Raw genomic sequence first — 16681 nt, forward strand, 5'->3', positions numbered from 1 at the left:
AATTCCTTGGGCTCAGAGGCGCTCAATAATGGTGGCGATACCCATCCCGCCACCCACACACAGGGTGGCCAGGCCGTAGCGCTGCTGGCGCGCCTCCAGTTCATCGAGCAGGGTGCCGAGAATCGCGCAGCCGGTGGCGCCCAAGGGGTGGCCCATGGCGATGGAGCCGCCGTTGACGTTGACGCGCCCGGCGTCGATGCCCATGTCCTTGATGAACTTGAGCACCACCGAGGCAAACGCTTCGTTGACCTCGAACAGATCGATGTCTTCCACCCGCAGACCGGCCTTGGCCAAGGCCTTGCGCGTAGCAGGCGCGGGGCCGGTGAGCATGATGGTCGGGTCGGTGCTGGTAACGGCCGTGGCAACGATGCGCGCTCGCGGTTGCAGGCCCAGTTCGCGCCCCTTGGCCTCGGAGCCGATCAACATCAGTGCGGCGCCGTCGACAATCCCGGAACTGTTGCCCGGCGTATGCACATGCTGGATACGCTCCACATGGCTGTAGACCCGCAACGCGGTTGCGTCGAACCCCATCTGCCCCATCATCTCGAAGCTGGGCTTGAGCTTGCCCAAGCCTTCCAGGGTGGAGTCGGCGCGAATGAATTCGTCATGGTCCAGCAGCACGATACCGTTCTGGTCCTGCACCGCGATCAGCGACTTGTTGAAGGACCCGTCTGCGCGCGCCCGTGCGGCTTTCTGCTGGGAGTGTAGGGCGAAGGCGTCGACGTCCTCGCGGGTAAAGCCTTCCAGCGTGGCGATCAAGTCCGCGCCAATGCCCTGGGGCGTGAAGTGGCTGTGCAGGTTGGTGTGCGGGTCGAGCACCCAGGCACCGCCATCGCTGCCCATGGGCACGCGGGACATGGACTCGACGCCACCCACCACTACCAGGTCCTCGAAGCCGGAGCGCACTTTCATCGCACCAAGGTTCACCGCTTCCAGGCCTGAGGCGCAGAAGCGGTTGATTTGTACGCCCGCGACGCTGATGTCCCAGTCCGCCACCAGCGCGGCGGTCTTGGCGATGTCGGCGCCCTGGTCGCCGATGGGGGTGACGCAGCCCAGGACGATGTCATCGACCTGGTGGGTGTCGAGGTCGCTGCGCCTGGCAAGCGCGGTGAGCAAACCGGCCACCAGGTTTACCGGCTTGACGCTGTGCAAGGCGCCGTCGGCCTTGCCTTTGCCACGGGGCGTACGTATCGCATCAAAGATCAAAGCCTGGGTCATGATGTCCTCGAACCGCTGTGGGTGTGTGCCCCTACCTTAGGCCCGATTGACACGGTTTCAATGACCGATGCGCTCATTGCGTTTGACCCCCTCGCTCGGACGAACGGTAGGCCCCCGTGGCTGCCGCGTGATTAATCGTTTTAGCTGTCTAGCCAAGGGTCTGGCGCCAAGATGGCGTTAGGCCTCATGTCGTTTTTAGCGCAATTGTGGATTAGCTGATATGAAATGGATCTAAGCCACGCAGAACGAGGGCTCTAAGGTTGAATCAGTAGGAAGCTGCTGCCGGGTTTTGCTGGAGCAGCCGTAAGAAAAGTGTCACGTCACATCGCGATACTGAAATTGACCGGCACGCATTTGACGCTCAGGAATAACAACAAAAGGCAGTCAGCCATGTTCAAACATACGAAAGTACGCCAGGCGGGGCTTATTCTTTTCGCCACCACATTGATTCTGATCTTGCCCAATTTAACCAAGGTTATCGGGTAACCACTCAACCCTCGTATTACGTGTACACACAGCATCAGGACTGCAGCTTTTGGCAGCACCTGCCGGGACATTGCTCATAGCGGTCCTGTTGCAGGGGCTGTCTTTTTGCGCGCAAATTTCCGGTATCGTGGGCCCCATCGCCACCTTGCATCGGGCCCTTCTCTTGAAATCGATCCTCGCCCTCCTCGCCTTGCTGATCGCCCTGCCAGTTTCGGCAGCCCAACTCACCATCGAACTGGACCATGCCAGCAAGACCTGGCAGACCGCCGAACTGCTCGCGCACCCTGATGCGCAAACCGTACATATCGTTGATGACGTGTCCTACAAGCGCGGCATGACCTATCGCGCCGTGCCGCTGGCGGTGCTCCTGCCAGGCCTGGCGCCGCAGAGCCATCTGCAAGCCGTTGCCCTGGATGGGTTCGCCGCCGAACTGACGGCCGCCCCCCTGCTGAAAAAAACCGGCGCCCGCGCCTGGCTCGCGGTGGAAGACCCGGCGCACCCATGGCCTGCGTTGGCGGATGGCAAGCCCAGCGCCGGGCCGTTCTACCTGGTATGGACCGACCCGCAGGCCGGGCATATCAGCCCGGAGCAGTGGCCGTTCCAGATCTCGGGGATCAAGCAATTGAAGACCGTGGCCGAGCGCTTTCCCGCGCTGTTGCCCGACCCGAAATTGACGGCCAATGATCCCATCAACCAGGGCTTTGCGCTGTTCCAAAAAAACTGCCTGGCTTGCCACAGGCTCAATGGCGCCGGGGATGCCCAGGTGGGGCCGGACCTGAATATTCCCTACAACCCCACCGAATATTTCGGCGGGGATTTCCTCAAGCGGTATATCCGCGACCCACAGAGCTTGCGGCACTGGCCGCAGGCGAAGATGCCGGCGTTTGCTGCCAGCGTACTACCGGACAATGAGCTGGAAATGTTGGTGGGGTATTTGAAGCATATGGCCGGGCGTAAACCACAACCCTGAGATGTGCACAGATTTAATGTGGGAGGGGGCTTGCCCCCGATAGCGGTGGTTCAGCGAATGAAATATCTGCTGACACACAGTCATCGGGGGCAAGCCCCCTCCCATATTGTTACTGCTGCTGGACCAAGATAACAGGCGTCGGCGCCACAAACACCTTGGCATGCATTTGCTCATGCCCGCCGCCACGGCGCATCCCGCGTACCGGGCAAGCGTCGAGGTAATCCAACCCTACCGCCAGCTTCAAATGCCGCTCCGGCCGCGCCAGTTGGTTGGTCACGTCAAAGCTGTACCAGGCGTCGTCCAGCCAGGCTTCGGCCCAGGCGTGGCTGGCCAGGTGTGCGCTGTCTTCGGTATACAAATAGCCCGACACGTAACGCGCCGCAATTCCCAGGCTGCGGGCGCAGGCCAGGAATGCGTGGGTATGGTCCTGGCACACACCCGCACGGCCGGCGAAGGCCTCGGCGGCGCTGGTGTCGACTTCGGTGGCGCCCGGGGTGTAGATCATCGCTTGGTTGAGGGCATGCATCAGGTCAATCAACGCGGTGCGGTCACGACGTTGATGGCAATGCTGTTCAGCAAACCCACGCAGAGCGTCATCCGGTTCAGTCAAACGCGTGCTGCGCAGGAACGGGAACGCCGATTGGCTCTCGTGCTCGGCCTCGCGCAACTCGTCGATATCCACCTGGCCACGGGCACCGATGATGATGGCGTCGTGGGGTTCGTCCAGGGTCAGCACATGCAGGATATTGCCGAACGGGTCCACCTGGGCGCGCACCGGCCGTGGCAGGTCGAGTTGCCAGCTCAGGACATGCTGGCGCTCGCTGTCGTGTGGCGTAAGCCGCAGATACTGGATGCTGGCGCGCACCTGGTCGTCGTAGTGGTAGGTGGTTTCGTGGCTGATGGAGAGTCTCATGCGGCCTCCAGGTAGGAACTGTAGATGGCGTCGCCCAACTGGCGCACCAAGGGGATGAAGTCGGTCAGCCAGGCGTGCAGGCCTTCCTCCAGGATTTCGTCAATGGCAGTAAAGCGCAGGCGCGCATCCATCTCGGCGGCCAGGCGCTGGGCCGGTCGACCGTTGAGGCCAGGCAGGCTGGCGAGGATCTGGTCGATTTCTTCGCTGCAGGCGCGCAGGGAGCGCGGCACATCGGCGCGCAACAGCAACAATTCGGCGACTTGCCGGGCGCCAGGGGCATCGCGATAGATCTCGGTATAGGCCTCGAACGACGACAACGCCCGCAGCAAGGCGCTCCACTGGTAGTAGGCGTGGGCGGTGCCATCGGTAACGGCTTCGGCCCGGTCGCCGGCCATTTCATAGCGCGCGTCCAGCAGGCGCAGGGTGTTGTCGGCGCGCTCGATAAACGTGCCCAGCCGAATAAAACGGAACGCATCGTTGCGCATGATGGTGCCGTAGGTGGCGCCGCGAAACAGATGGGAGCGCTCCTTGACCCACTCACAGAACCGGCTCATGCCGTAGCGGCTCAGGCCCTGCTGGGCGATATCGCGGATATCCAGCCAGGTGGCGTTGATGTTTTCCCACATGTCGGCGGTGATTCGCCCACGCACCGCATGGGCGCTTGCCCGCGCAGCGCCGAGGCAACTGTAGATGCTGGCCGGGTTGGCCGCGTCCAGGGCAAAAAAATGCAGCAAGCGTTCAGCGTGCAATTGGCCATGACGCTCGTGGTAGTCGTCCAGGGTGCCGGTGATCAGCAGCGGCATGGCCAACTCGTGCAGACCATCACCGCGCCCGTCCTGGGGCATCAGCGACAGCGAATAACTGACATCAAGCATGCGCGCGAGGTTCTCCGCGCGCTCCAGGTAGCGCGACATCCAGTACAAATCCGAGGCAGTTCTACTCAACATGGCATTTCAGTCCTCTACCACCCAGGTGTCTTTGGTGCCGCCGCCCTGGGACGAATTGACCACCAACGAGCCCTCACGCAGCGCCACACGGGTCAAACCGCCGGGCACTACACGGGTTTCCTTGCCAGACAGCACAAACGGGCGCAGGTCGATATGGCGCGGTGCAATGCCGTTTTCGACAAAGGTCGGGCAGGTGGATAAGCACAGGGTTGGCTGGGCAATGTAGGCATGGGGCTTGGCCTTGATGCGGGCACGGAAGGCCTCGATTTCTGCCGCCGTGGACGCCGGGCCCACCAGCATGCCGTAGCCGCCGGAGCCTTGGGTTTCCTTCACCACCAGGTCCGGCAGGTTGGCCAGTACGTGGGACAGTTCGTCGGGCTTACGGCATTGGAACGTGGGAACGTTCTTCAGGATCGGCTCTTCATCCAGGTAAAAACGGATCATCTCGGTGACGAAGGGATACACCGATTTGTCGTCCGCCACCCCGGTGCCAATGGCATTGGCCAGCACCACGTTGCCAGAGCGATAGGCCGCGAGCAGGCCGGGCACGCCGAGCATGGAGGCCGGGTTGAACGCCAGCGGATCGAGGAAGGCGTCGTCCAGGCGGCGGTAGATCACGTCCACCGCCTTAGGGCCGTCGGTGGTGCGCATGAACACACGGTCGTCGCGCACAAACAGGTCGGCGCCTTCCACCAGTTCCACCCCCATTTCCCGGGCGAGGAAGGCGTGTTCAAAGAACGCGCTGTTGAAACGGCCAGGGGTCAGCACCACCACGCTGGGGTTATCCAAAGGGCTTGAGCTTTTGAGGGTATCGAGCAACAGGTTGGGGTAGTGGTCGATGGGTGCGATGCGCTGGGCGGCGAACAGTTCGGGGAACAGGCGCATCATCATCTTGCGGTCTTCGAGCATGTAGCTGACGCCGCTGGGTGTGCGCAGGTTGTCTTCCAGTACGTAGTAGGTGCCATCGCCATCACGTACGAGATCGACGCCGGAGATGTGGGAATACAGGTCACGGTGCAGATTCAGGCCCTGCATCGCCAACTGATACTGCTCGTTGGCCAGCACCTGCTCGGCGGGGATGATCCCGGCCTTGATGATGCGCTGCTCGTGATACAAGTCGGCGAGGAACATATTCAGCGCCTTGACCCGCTGAATGCAGCCGCGCTCGACAATCCGCCACTCGCTGGCCGGGATGCTGCGCGGGATGGTGTCGAAGGGAATCAGGCGCTCGGTGCCCTGTTCATCACCGTACAGCGTGAAGGTGATGCCGGCGCGGTGGAACAGCAAATCGGCTTCGCGCCGGCGCTGGGCCAGCAGTTCAGCAGGGGTGTCGGCCAACCAGCGGGCGAACTCGCGGTAATGGGGGCGTACCTGCCCTGCCCCATCGTACATTTCGTCGTAATAAGTGCGGATCATGCCGAACTCCTTGTCACCCGGACGCAAGAACCATCGCAAGGCCCGTGCCAGCGGCATAAACACTTAAAAAACAGTGAGTTAAATATATACAGGGATCCATTTGCACCGTCCTGGTGCGCAGAAAGCCCGCCGTCCTGTGCCGCGCTTCATCGCAATGCGGGCTTTGACTATCAACAGCATAGTCAGAGTTGATTTCACTGCCCGGCCGCGTCTGCGGATAATCGCGTCCATCGGCTGAACTGCTCCTTCAGCGAAATGCTCTTCCCTTTAGGCCACCCTCATTGGGTGGCTTTTTTTTGGTGCTGAAAAACACAGCGCAAGTTCCAAAAACTTTTCCCACGCCACAAACAAAATCGGCCGACCCAAAGGTCAGCCGATACGCTGTGTTTCTCATAACGCTACATGGGTAAACCACGCACCTCCTGCTTGACGCCCCAGCCCTCGATGATCCCGCCCAGCGGCTCGACCACCGCCCCAAAGTCTTGCTCGAAGTCTCCTATGCCGTCGTAGGTGGCGAACATGATTTTGCTCAGTTCCAGGTACCAGGCGCCGTCGTCGCGCGCGCTGACCTGAGCATTGAGGGATTCCCCGCGAAACTCACCCGCCGCCCTGCGCGCCCGTTCCTCATCCGGGAAAATGGCGTAGAACTCGATGGGGTGGAAACGTGAGAAGTCGAAACCGCCTTCTTTCATGCGGCGCAGAACGTTGGTGCTGATGTCTTCTTGATAGGCTGTGCTCATGAAAAGTGCTCCTCTAACCGATGGATAGACTTTCCGTGCTTCCCGAAGCCCGCGCCGTACTGGCGCAGGGACTACGGCAATAACATCACCGCTGGAAAACAAGCATGTAGCTGACAAGACCAGACCTTAGCGATTCATTCGCTGATCTCGATTGCAGAGTAGCGCGAAGCTTTCACCTCCACCAGCGGCGCTTTAAAGACATACAGGGATTGTTCAGGCGGCAGGCGAGATGTCGAGGATTTGGATACTGTTCTGGTCTTTGAGGATCTTGACCGTCGGCTCGGGTTTGCGACCTTCCAGGTCATTGAGGTCCAGCTCGGCGGCAACAGGCACCAGTTTGTTGCGGATCATGTGCGCAGCGTCTTCAAGGCTGGGCTTTTGATCGCAGGTCACCTGCTCCACGGCGGTCTCGCCATGATCATCAACGAAGGTAATTTGCCACTTTTGCATCAGTGCCTCCTCGATTAAGCCCATGTGTGGGCTTACCTCTATCTGGACCTTGAGGGCTCGCCAAACGTTCCACTCAAGGCCCTGGACACCTGATCAACTGCGCTTACTTTTCAGCGTGATCCTTGAGGGCTTTCAAGGTGTTGAACGGCGCGTCCACCACGAACTTGTTGGCCAACCACGACGGCACGCTGCCGCCTGGCTCGGTGTGCACCTGGTAGGTGACTTCAGTGAGGTTGTCGCCTTTGGGAACCAGCTTCCAGAAACCTTCTACCTGGGCCACCCGTACGTAGCCTTTTTCTTCAGGCTTGTAGGTCGGTACACCCTGCAATGTGCGGGTGACGCTGCCGTCGGCATTCTTGGTGGTGGTGACATGGATATACGAGTCACGGTCGGTCACCGGGAACGGCGCCTTGAATTGGGTGTATGTCCAAGCCTCATCGCCCTTCTTGTCGATGAGCTTTTGCGACTTGCACTCGTGGATCCACGAGCAGGCACCGGCTACGTCTTCCTGCAGGGCCTGGATCTTGGCGACAGGCGCCTTGATGGTGGTCACGCCGCGATAGGCCTTGTATTTGGAGCCGGCCACTTCGCTCAGGGAAACCTTGATACCGTCTTCGTCCTTGGCAACCTGCCAATCCTCAGCCTGGGCAGTGGCCGCAAACAACACCGTAAAACCGCACAGCACAGCCATTCGTTTCAGCGAACCCATTGTTGTATTCCTTATTGTTGAAGTTCCGATAGTAGAGCCCATCAAGCCGCCGTCATCTGCTCCCACCAGCCGATCAAGCGGATCGCATCAGCCTGGTCGGTGCCGCAGACCTCAATGTCCGCCTTGAAATCGCTGCACACCGCCGGTCGCTCCGGTTGCCCGAACAACTGGCACAGCTGTTCGACTGACAGGTGCAGGCAGCGTTCACCCGCAGGTTTGCCGTTGGGCATTCCCGGTAAGGGCGAACTGATGGAGGGGGCGATGCAGCAGGCGCCACAGCCTTCACGGCAATTCATGACCAGCAGGTCCTCGACGACTCAATGTGGATGGCTGGGCTAGAGTACGCCCTTAAACAGCCGTTTTAAAATGGTCTAACAGGGGTTTTTCGCGGAAAACAAAGGTGACTGACCAGTCTGCGACACACGGTCGAAGCCCTACGTCACGTTTGCGCTGAAAGCTTTACTGTTTGAACTCGAATTCCAGCGCTGCGCCTTCCACGTCGCGCCGCTCTTCGTTGCGCAACTGCAGTTTCATCTCATTGCTGAGCAGGCGGCCGTTGATCTGGAAGGCACTGTTGTCGGCAGGCTTTTCGCCAAACATCGGCGGCAGCAACGGCACACTCTTGGGTTTGGGCACGGTGCCGAGGGGTTGCAAGTGCCTGACCATGTCCGAAGGCAGGGTCAGGTCCAACTGTGCCGGGGGCAATTGTGTCTGCGCCACTTCACGGGACGACTGGGTCTTGGCCGCACGCTTTTTGACCGTGGCGTTTTTTTTCTTTGCTTCAGGGGCTTTTTTGGCCGGGGCCGGTTTCTTCGCGGGCGTTTTTTGCTGGGTGCTGGCGGTGGGCTTGTCTGGCGTCACAGGCGATGCCGCCAGCACGGTGCCGACGTTACACAGGCTTAACAGGCCAATCACCACGGCAGCACGAAAAATAGAGGTCATATCGCCAACAGCATTAACGGCAGAGGGCCATATGCTCGCTTGTTGTGCGCGGCATGACAAGCCTGGTGATTAGCCAGCTATCGGAGTTACGCCCGTGGCGGGGCTCAAAGGCCCGCTGCCGTTTCCTGGCATAACTGGTTGGCCAGCATCCCTAATGTCATCAGTGCCCGCTCTGCCTCGCGGTTCCACGGCGTGCCACAGGTCAGGCGAATACAGTGGTTGAACTGCTCGGTATTGCTGAAGATCAGCCCTGGCGCAATGCTGATGCCTTGCTGCAACGCGCGTACGTGCAGTTCCTGGGTATTGACCCGTCCGGGCAAACTGACCCACAGGATGAAGCCGCCGCTGGGACGGGTCATCTGGGTGCCTTCGGGGAAATACTGCTGCACCGCCAGTTGGAAGGCGTTGAGATTCTTGCGGTATTCCTGGCGGATGTAGCGCAGGTGCCGATCATAGCCACCGTTCTCCAGGTACGCGGCGACGCCCATCTGGGTGACGCTGCAGGCCGAGTGGGTGCTGAACATCTGCAGCCGCTGGATTTCCTGCTGGTACTTGCCGGCGATCATCCAACCGATGCGCACGCCGGGAGACAGCGTCTTGGAAAAGCTGGAGCAGTAGATGACCCGGTCCAACCGGTCATAGGCCTTGAGGGCCTTGGTGCGGCCGACTTCAAACATCAGCTCGCCATAGATATCGTCCTCGACGATCTGGATATCGAAGTCCGAAGCCAGGCGCAGCAACTGTTTCTGGCGCTCCTCGGGCATGGTGCCGCCCAGTGGATTGCTCAAGCGCGTAGTCAGCACCAAGGCCTTGATCGACCATTGGTTGGCCGCCAGTTGCAGGGCTTCCAGGCTCATGCCTGACGCGGGATCGCTGGGGATCTCGATGACCTTCAGACCAAGCAGATCCGCCAATTGCAGCAGGCCGTAATAGGTCGGTGATTCCGCCGCAATCAGGTCGCCGGGCCGGGTGAGCACCCGCAACGACATCTGCAATGCATCAACACAACCGTGGGTGATGACCACTTCGGAAGGGTCCACCACCACGCCCGCATCGCGCATGCGAATCGCCACTTGGCGGCGCAGCGGCTCGAAACCGGGACTGAACATGTAGCTGAACGCCCGCGGGCTCTGGAAGCGCGTGACCTTGGCCAGTTGCTGGTGCAATGCCCGCACTGGCAAATAATCCACGCTAGGCACAGCGGCGCCCAATGGGAACACCCCTTCGCGCCGTGACTCGACCAATACCTGCTGGATGATGCTGCTGCGGGTGACCAACCCCGGGCGCTCGACCCGCGCGATGTCTGGCGTCGGCGCGGTGAGCGCCGGCGTCTGGTGCACGTAGTAGCCAGACTGCGGCCGCGCGCGGATCAGTCCCTGGTCTTCCAGGTTGGCATAGGCCTGCAATACCGTGGCATGGCTCACATTGAGCTGGGAGCTCATCTTGCGCACCGAAGGCACGCGCTCACCCGGTTGATAGACACCGCGCCGGATGTCCTCAGCCAGTTGCTGGGCGATACGTTGGTAAAGCAACAGATTGGTCATGACGCAGCACTCGATTTCACGGGCATTTTATTTTTGTGTGAAACATACCGGCACAGTTGGGAAGTGTACGGGCACAGTTCACACAATAGTCGAGCGCGGGCGGGAGTGACAATAAAAACTGTAGGGGTGATGAATAGAATTGCAGATACACACAATACAAATGTGGGAGGGGGCTTGCCCCCGATTGCAGTGGGTCGGCTAGAAATTTTCTGACTGATCCACCGCTATCGGGGGCAAGCCCCCTCCCACATTTTGGTCAGCTTCAAACCTCTAGCGCGTGGCGCCCAGCTGACCTTTTTCGTCAGAGAACACAATCTCCACCCGACGGTTCTGCGCCCTGCCCCGTTCCGAAGCATTGGCTTCCACCGGATACTGGTCGCCATAGCCTTCAACCTGGATGCGTTTTTCATCAATCCCCAGGTCCACCAGCACATCGGCCACCGACTGCGCACGGTCACGGGACAGCTTGAGGTTTTCCTGCTCGCCGCCGGTACTGTCGGTGTAACCCTCGATGCGCACCACGCGCTTGGGGTTCAACTGCAGGAACTGCACGATTTTCAGCACCGTGCGGTTGGCCGAGTTTTTCAGTTCTGCTTCGCCGGTATCGAACAGCACGTCACCCAGGGTCATGACCAGGCCGCGATCGGTCTGGGTGGTGGCCAGGCTAGCGATCTGCTCTTCGAGCCATTTGCCCTGCTGCTGCACGCTGATCAGCTTGTTTTCACGCAGGGCCAGTTGCAGGCGCTGGCGTTCCAGTTCGAGTTTGGTGCCACGCTCGGTATTCAGTGCCTGCTCAGTGTGTTCACGGGCGATGGCGCTGTAGCGTTGGCTCAGGTAGGCGTAGTGCGCCACGTCGGCGCCGCTGCCCCAGTAAGTAGACAGGCGGTCGGCACGGGCCAGGGACTCACCGGCGCGAATCACGTCCTTGGGTGCAAAGCGCAGCACATTGGCGTCTTCCTTGACCTTCTGGAAGTCATTGCCCGCCTGTTGCAAGGCCTGTTCGCTGTCGGCATGGGTGGCGCAACCGCCCAGTACTGCAGAGCCCAACAGCACTGCACAGCTCAACCCACGGATCATCGGGTTCATTGGGCTTCCCCCAGCTGCAATTGCTTGCGCAGGCGCGTGATACGGGTGTTAAGCACGTTCAACTGTTCCTGGCTCTTGCGGGTCAGCACCTTGGCTTCAGCCAGGCGTGCGTCCAGTTCGGCTTGTTCGGCGCGCATGCGGGCGTTCTTGTAGGACTCGTCGGCCATACTGCCCTGGGCGCGGGCGAACTTGGCCTCGGCCAGTTTCAACTCGGGCGAATCATCGGCGTTGGCGCCTACCGCGCTGGCTTGCTCCAAGGCTTGCTGGGTAAGGCGCATTTGTTCATTCGGCGCAGGATCGGTGGCACATCCCGCCAGGGCGACAACGGCGAGGGCCGCGAAAAGAGGTCGAATAGTCACTAAAAATCCTTACTTTGCTGGGGTGCCGACGGGTTGCTGCAATTGCGCTTTCCAACGTTCCAGATTGCTCTGCAACGCTGCTTGCGCCACACCGGACGCGGGCAATTCTGTCATCTTTTTGGCTAACTGTCCGCGCAGCCACGGATCATTGCAGGCCGAGTTGTGGGAGATCGCCAGGTACAGTCCCGGCTGATCGATGGGCACATCACGGGCGATCAGGTCATTGCTCATCCCGAGCGTCTGGGCCATGGCCATGCCCGAGTAACGCCCGGCGAGAACGTAGTCCACTTCCCCCAGCAGCAACTTCTGAAAGGCCGGGGTCAGGCTCGGCAGGCGCTGCAGGCTCAGTTGTTGGCCGGCGAAGGTTTCGAAGCCGGCGCTCAACCGTGCGCGCTCCGAAACGGCGCCCTTGTGGCCGTGCAGGTCGGCCGCCGTGGTGTAGGCCAAGGTTGAATCCTTGCGGGTCCAGACCAGATAGTCGGTCTGGACCAGTGCCGGATGGATATAGTCGAGGGTTTCCAATTCGCCCAGGTTCAGCGGCGCGTCGGCAAGAATGTCCATGCGCCCGCTGCGCACTTCGTCCAACGCCAGGGAGCGCTTGCCGCCGTAGAGCAGGTCGATTTTCAGGCCGAGTTCCTTGCCCACCTGTTGCAATACATCGGCAGTAGCGCCGATCAGGTGCGTGGGGTCTTGCGGGTCGCGCCAGAGCAAAGGCGGTGCGTCCGGGCTGCCGGTGATCACCAGGCGCTCGCATTTACCCGCGGCCAGCGATACACCTGGCAGTAACGTGAGGCCCAGCAGTACAGTCCAGGGACGCAATTCCATGGCGAAGCTCTCCAGCAAGTCAAAAAAAAGCCCGGTCACAAGGACCGGGCTCTTTATAAGTGAAGCGACTGGATTAGACCAGCTTCTCCAACTCAGGTACGGCTTCGAACAAGTCCGCCACCAGGCCGTAATCGGCCACCTGGAAGATCGGAGCTTCTTCGTCCTTGTTGATCGCAACGATCACTTTGGAGTCTTTCATACCGGCCAAGTGCTGGATCGCGCCGGAGATACCGACGGCGATGTACAGCTGTGGCGCAACGATCTTGCCGGTCTGGCCGACCTGCATGTCGTTGGGCACGAAACCTGCGTCCACGGCCGCGCGGGAAGCGCCGACCGCAGCGCCCAGCTTGTCGGCCAGGGCGTACAGGTGCTTGAAGTTGTCACCGTTCTGCATGCCACGGCCACCGGAAACGACGATCTTGGCAGCGGTGAGTTCAGGGCGATCCGACTTGGCCAGTTCTTCGCCAACAAAGCTGGAGATGCCAGCATCGTGGGCAGCCGCAACGGCTTCAACGGCAGCCGAACCACCTTCGGCGGCAACCGGGTCGAAACCGGTGGCACGTACGGTGATGACTTTTACCGAGGCAGTCGATTGCACGGTGGCAATGGCGTTACCGGCGTAGATCGGGCGCTTGAAGGTGTCGGCGTTTTCAACCGAAACGATCTCGGAGATCTGGTCAACGTCCAGCTGCGCGGCAACGCGTGGCAGGATGTTTTTGCCGTTGGAGGTGGCGGCAGCCAGGATGTGGCTGTAGCCAGCGCCGAGCTCTGCAATCAGAGGGGCGACGTTTTCCGGCAGCTGGTGAGCGTACGCGGCGTTGTCGGCCAGCAGGACTTTGCTCACGCCAGCGATTTTCGCAGCGGCTTGCGCCACGGCGTCAGCGCCCTGGCCTGCAACCAGTACGTGGATGTCGCCACCGATTTTCGCGGCAGCTGCCACGGTGTTCAGGGTGGCCGGAGCCACGACCTTGTTGTCGTGCTCGGCGATTACGAGGATAGCCATGATCAGATCACCTTCGCTTCGTTTTTCAGTTTCTCGACCAGTTCAGCCACCGACTTGACCTTGATGCCCGCGCTGCGTGCAGCCGGTGCTTCAACTTTTACAGTCTTGTTGGTGGAGGCGGTGGAAACGCCCAAGGCATCCGGAGTCAGGGACTCAAGCGGCTTCTTCTTGGCTTTCATGATGTTTGGCAGGGACGCATAGCGCGGCTCGTTCAAACGCAGGTCGGTGGTGACGATGGCCGGCAGTTTCAGGGAAACGGTCTGCGCGCCGCCGTCGATTTCACGGGTCACCGCCACGCTGTCGCCGCTCACTTCAACTTTGGACGCGAAGGTGCCCTGGCCGTAACCGGTCAGCGCAGCCAGCATCTGGCCGGTCTGGTTGTTGTCGCTGTCGATGGCTTGTTTGCCGAGGATCACCAGCTGCGGCTGTTCCTTGTCGACAACGGCCTTGAGCAGCTTGGCAACGGCCAGGGAGGTCAGCTCTTCGGCGGATTCGACCAGGATGGCGCGGTCGGCGCCCAGTGCCAGGGCGGTACGCAGCTGCTCTTGGGCAGTGGTCGGGCCGATGGAAACCACGACGATTTCAGTTGCCACGCCTTTCTCTTTCAGGCGTACGGCTTCTTCCACAGCGATTTCGCAGAAAGGGTTCATCGACATCTTGACGTTAGCAAGGTCGACGCCGGAATTGTCCGCCTTGACGCGAACTTTCACGTTGTAATCGACAACGCGTTTGACAGCTACAAGAACCTTCATGGATTCCTCGTTACTCTCCGGTGAAAAGAAAGTCGCCTAGGCGAACCTGGCGGTTGATGCTCATCGGCACACAAGGGCACCTCCAAAACCTTCGGCAGTGACCCTGCTCACGGGAAGTGATGACCGTTCGTCAGTGGTGACTGAGAGGTCATTCTTTATCGCGGCGTGTAAACTGCATGCCACCCTGGGGCGCATACATGTCCTTGGCCTGTCTTTGGACGTGCTCTTGAAACCCGCTGTCTGCCTACGGTAAGCGCAAAAGCGACCGTATATTGACCGGAACCCCTATTCCGGTCAATACGCCAAAATAGCCAGTCATAAGCCGCGTTGCTTTGATTTACCTAGCCTGCGGCCATTTCAAACAAACGTTTGTATTGGACGCTGACAGTGGTCTATATATAATGCGCCACCTAGAGAGAAAGGTGGGTCATCCCCTGCTCCTTTGACGCGGCGATGACAGATTGGACACCGAACCTCCACCCATTAGAAAAAAAGCCTGTTGAGCCTTGAGTAGGAGATAACCTGTGGAACGCGAATACATGGAATTCGACGTGGTCATCGTCGGCGCTGGCCCGGCGGGCCTGTCTGCCGCCTGCCGACTGAAGCAGAAGGCCGCCGAAGCCGGTAAAGAAATCAGCGTCTGCGTGGTCGAGAAGGGCTCCGAAGTCGGCGCCCATATCCTCTCCGGCGCCGTGTTCGAACCGCGCGCCCTGAACGAGTTGTTCCCAGACTGGAAAGAGCTCGGCGCCCCGCTCAACACCCCGGTGGTGCGCGATGACATCTATGTGCTGCGCAGCCCCGAGGCCTCCACCAAGGTTCCAGACTTCTTTGTGCCCAAGACCATGCACAACGAAGGCAACTACATCATTTCCCTGGGCAACCTGTGCCGCTGGCTGGCCCAGCAGGCCGAAAACCTCGGCGTGGAGGTCTACCCAGGCTTCGCCGCCCAGGAAGCGCTGTTCGACGAGAACGGCGTGGTGCGCGGGATCATCACCGGTGACCTGGGCGTCGACCGCGAAGGCAACCCGAAAGAAGGCGTGTACACCCCCGGCATGGAACTGCGTGGCAAGTACACGCTGTTCGCCGAAGGCTGCCGTGGCCATATTGGCAAGCAGTTGATCCAGCGCTTCAACCTGGACAGCGACGCCGACGCCCAGCACTACGGCATCGGCCTCAAGGAAATCTGGGAAATCGACCCGGCCAAGCACCAACCTGGCCTGGTGGTGCACACCGCCGGTTGGCCGCTGGACATCATGAGCGCCGAAAACACCGGCGGCTCGTTCCTCTATCACCTGGAAAACAACCAGGTGGTCGTGGGTTTGATCGTCGACCTGTCCTACAGCAACACCTTCCTGTCGCCGTTCGATGAATTCCAGCGCCTCAAGCACCACCCGGTGCTGGCCCAGTACCTCGAAGGCGGCAAACGCATCAGCTACGGCGCCCGTGCCATCTGCAAAGGCGGCCTGAACTCGCTGCCCAAAATGGTCTTCAAAGGCGGCGCGCTGATCGGTTGCGACCTGGGCACCCTGAACTTCGCCAAGATCAAGGGCAGCCACACCGCCATGAAGTCCGGCATGCTCGCCGCCGACGCCGTGGCCGACCGCTTGTTTGCCGCGTCCGAGGGCGGTGACGAACTGACCGCTTACGTCGACAGCTTCAAGTCCAGCTGGCTCTACGAAGAACTGTTCGCCAGCCGCAACTTCGGCCCGGCGATGCACAAGTTCGGCCCGATCATCGGCGCCGGCTTCAACTGGTTCGACCAGAACATCCTGGGCGGCAAGATGCCGTTCACCTTGCACGACACCAAGCCGGACTACGCCTGCCTGAAGCTGGCCAAGGACAGCAAGAAAATCGATTACCCAAAACCCGACGGCAAGCTGAGCTTCGATAAGCTCAGCTCGGTGTTCCTCTCCAGCACCAACCATGAAGAAGAGCAGCCGTGCCACTTGAAGTTGAAAGACCCAAGCATCCCGATCGGCACCAACCTGCCGCTCTACGATGAACCGGCGCAGCGCTATTGCCCGGCTGGCGTGTATGAGGTGATCACCCAGGAAGACGGTGCCAAGCGCTTCCAGATCAACGCCCAGAACTGCGTGCACTGCAAGACCTGTGACATCAAGGACCCTTCGCAGAACATCACCTGGGTGACGCCGGAAGGCGCGGGTGGGCCGACCTACCCGAATATGTAAGGCCAAAAAAAGGCTCCCAAATGGGAGCCTTTTTTATAGCTGACACAGCGCGGTCAAAATGTGGGAGCGGGCTTGCTCGCGAATGCGGTGTGTCAGTCAAAGATGTTTTAACTGATCTGCCGCTTTCGCGAG

The 16681-nt window shown here is 60.3% G+C and carries 17 protein-coding genes; 2 read left to right on the forward strand and 15 right to left on the reverse strand.

The features are described from left to right. Nucleotides 1–12 precede the first annotated feature (12 nt). Nucleotides 13–1218, reverse strand: a complete 1206-nt coding sequence (locus tag DYL59_RS24510; RefSeq protein WP_135291495.1) for an acetyl-CoA C-acetyltransferase — start codon at nucleotides 1216–1218, stop codon at nucleotides 13–15. 649 nt (nucleotides 1219–1867) lie between these two features. On the opposite strand from DYL59_RS24510, the gene DYL59_RS24515 reads away from it, so the two are divergent. Next, entirely contained in the window at nucleotides 1868–2674 is an 807-nt protein-coding gene (locus DYL59_RS24515; RefSeq protein WP_135291496.1) for a c-type cytochrome, read from the forward strand. Between the two features lie 109 nt (nucleotides 2675–2783). Here the strand turns inward: DYL59_RS24515 and DYL59_RS24520 are convergent, their stop codons facing one another. The 14 genes from DYL59_RS24520 to DYL59_RS24585 all read right to left on the reverse strand — a co-directional run bounded on the left by DYL59_RS24520 (nucleotide 2784) and on the right by DYL59_RS24585 (nucleotide 14360). Continuing rightward, entirely contained in the window at nucleotides 2784–3587 is an 804-nt protein-coding gene (locus tag DYL59_RS24520; protein ID WP_135291497.1) for a transglutaminase family protein, read from the reverse strand. Continuing rightward, nucleotides 3584–4534, reverse strand: a complete 951-nt coding sequence (locus DYL59_RS24525; RefSeq protein ID WP_135291498.1) for an alpha-E domain-containing protein — start codon at nucleotides 4532–4534, stop codon at nucleotides 3584–3586. Before DYL59_RS24525 ends, DYL59_RS24520 begins: the two co-directional genes overlap by 4 nt. Before the next feature lie 6 nt (nucleotides 4535–4540). Further along, nucleotides 4541–5950 carry a circularly permuted type 2 ATP-grasp protein gene (locus tag DYL59_RS24530; RefSeq protein WP_135291499.1) on the reverse strand — a complete coding sequence of 470 codons (1410 nt, stop codon included), beginning with the start codon at nucleotides 5948–5950 and terminating at the stop codon, nucleotides 4541–4543. A gap of 398 nt (nucleotides 5951–6348) precedes the next feature. After that, on the reverse strand, nucleotides 6349–6690 hold the full coding sequence (locus tag DYL59_RS24535; protein ID WP_025854181.1) for a ribonuclease E inhibitor RraB: 342 nt from the start codon (nucleotides 6688–6690) through the stop codon (nucleotides 6349–6351). Nucleotides 6691–6903: 213 nt separating this feature from the next. Continuing rightward, on the reverse strand, nucleotides 6904–7140 hold the full coding sequence (locus DYL59_RS24540) for a hypothetical protein (RefSeq protein ID WP_135291500.1): 237 nt from the start codon (nucleotides 7138–7140) through the stop codon (nucleotides 6904–6906). Between the two features lie 103 nt (nucleotides 7141–7243). Then, nucleotides 7244–7849 carry an START domain-containing protein gene (locus tag DYL59_RS24545; RefSeq protein ID WP_135291501.1) on the reverse strand — a complete coding sequence of 202 codons (606 nt, stop codon included), beginning with the start codon at nucleotides 7847–7849 and terminating at the stop codon, nucleotides 7244–7246. A 41-nt stretch (nucleotides 7850–7890) separates the two neighbouring features. Beyond that, entirely contained in the window at nucleotides 7891–8145 is a 255-nt protein-coding gene (locus tag DYL59_RS24550; protein ID WP_003175569.1) for a YkgJ family cysteine cluster protein, read from the reverse strand. 163 nt (nucleotides 8146–8308) lie between these two features. Then, nucleotides 8309–8791: a translation initiation factor 2 gene (locus DYL59_RS24555; RefSeq protein WP_135291502.1), complete on the reverse strand. Its 483-nt coding sequence runs from the start codon at nucleotides 8789–8791 to the stop codon at nucleotides 8309–8311. A gap of 104 nt (nucleotides 8792–8895) precedes the next feature. Then, on the reverse strand, nucleotides 8896–10335 hold the full coding sequence (locus tag DYL59_RS24560; RefSeq protein ID WP_135291503.1) for an aminotransferase-like domain-containing protein: 1440 nt from the start codon (nucleotides 10333–10335) through the stop codon (nucleotides 8896–8898). A gap of 270 nt (nucleotides 10336–10605) precedes the next feature. After that, nucleotides 10606–11421, reverse strand: a complete 816-nt coding sequence (locus tag DYL59_RS24565; protein WP_135291504.1) for an OmpA family protein — start codon at nucleotides 11419–11421, stop codon at nucleotides 10606–10608. Then, entirely contained in the window at nucleotides 11418–11780 is a 363-nt protein-coding gene (locus DYL59_RS24570; protein WP_135291505.1) for a DUF4398 domain-containing protein, read from the reverse strand. Before DYL59_RS24570 ends, DYL59_RS24565 begins: the two co-directional genes overlap by 4 nt. Before the next feature lie 9 nt (nucleotides 11781–11789). After that, nucleotides 11790–12605 (reverse strand): substrate-binding periplasmic protein, encoded by an 816-nt coding sequence (locus tag DYL59_RS24575; RefSeq protein ID WP_135291506.1) that lies wholly within the window; start codon nucleotides 12603–12605, stop codon nucleotides 11790–11792. Between the two features lie 73 nt (nucleotides 12606–12678). Continuing rightward, on the reverse strand, nucleotides 12679–13608 hold the full coding sequence (locus tag DYL59_RS24580) for an electron transfer flavoprotein subunit alpha/FixB family protein (RefSeq protein WP_135291507.1): 930 nt from the start codon (nucleotides 13606–13608) through the stop codon (nucleotides 12679–12681). Nucleotides 13609–13610: 2 nt separating this feature from the next. Then, nucleotides 13611–14360, reverse strand: coding sequence for an electron transfer flavoprotein subunit beta/FixA family protein (locus DYL59_RS24585; protein WP_135291508.1), 750 nt, complete (start codon nucleotides 14358–14360; stop codon nucleotides 13611–13613). 524 nt (nucleotides 14361–14884) lie between these two features. On the opposite strand from DYL59_RS24585, the gene DYL59_RS24590 reads away from it, so the two are divergent. Further along, nucleotides 14885–16549, forward strand: coding sequence for an electron transfer flavoprotein-ubiquinone oxidoreductase (locus DYL59_RS24590; protein ID WP_135291509.1), 1665 nt, complete (start codon nucleotides 14885–14887; stop codon nucleotides 16547–16549). The last annotated feature ends 132 nt before the right edge of the window (nucleotides 16550–16681 follow it).

The sequence above is a fragment of the Pseudomonas kairouanensis genome (assembly GCF_004682055.1).
GTDB lineage: Bacteria > Pseudomonadota > Gammaproteobacteria > Pseudomonadales > Pseudomonadaceae > Aquipseudomonas > Aquipseudomonas kairouanensis.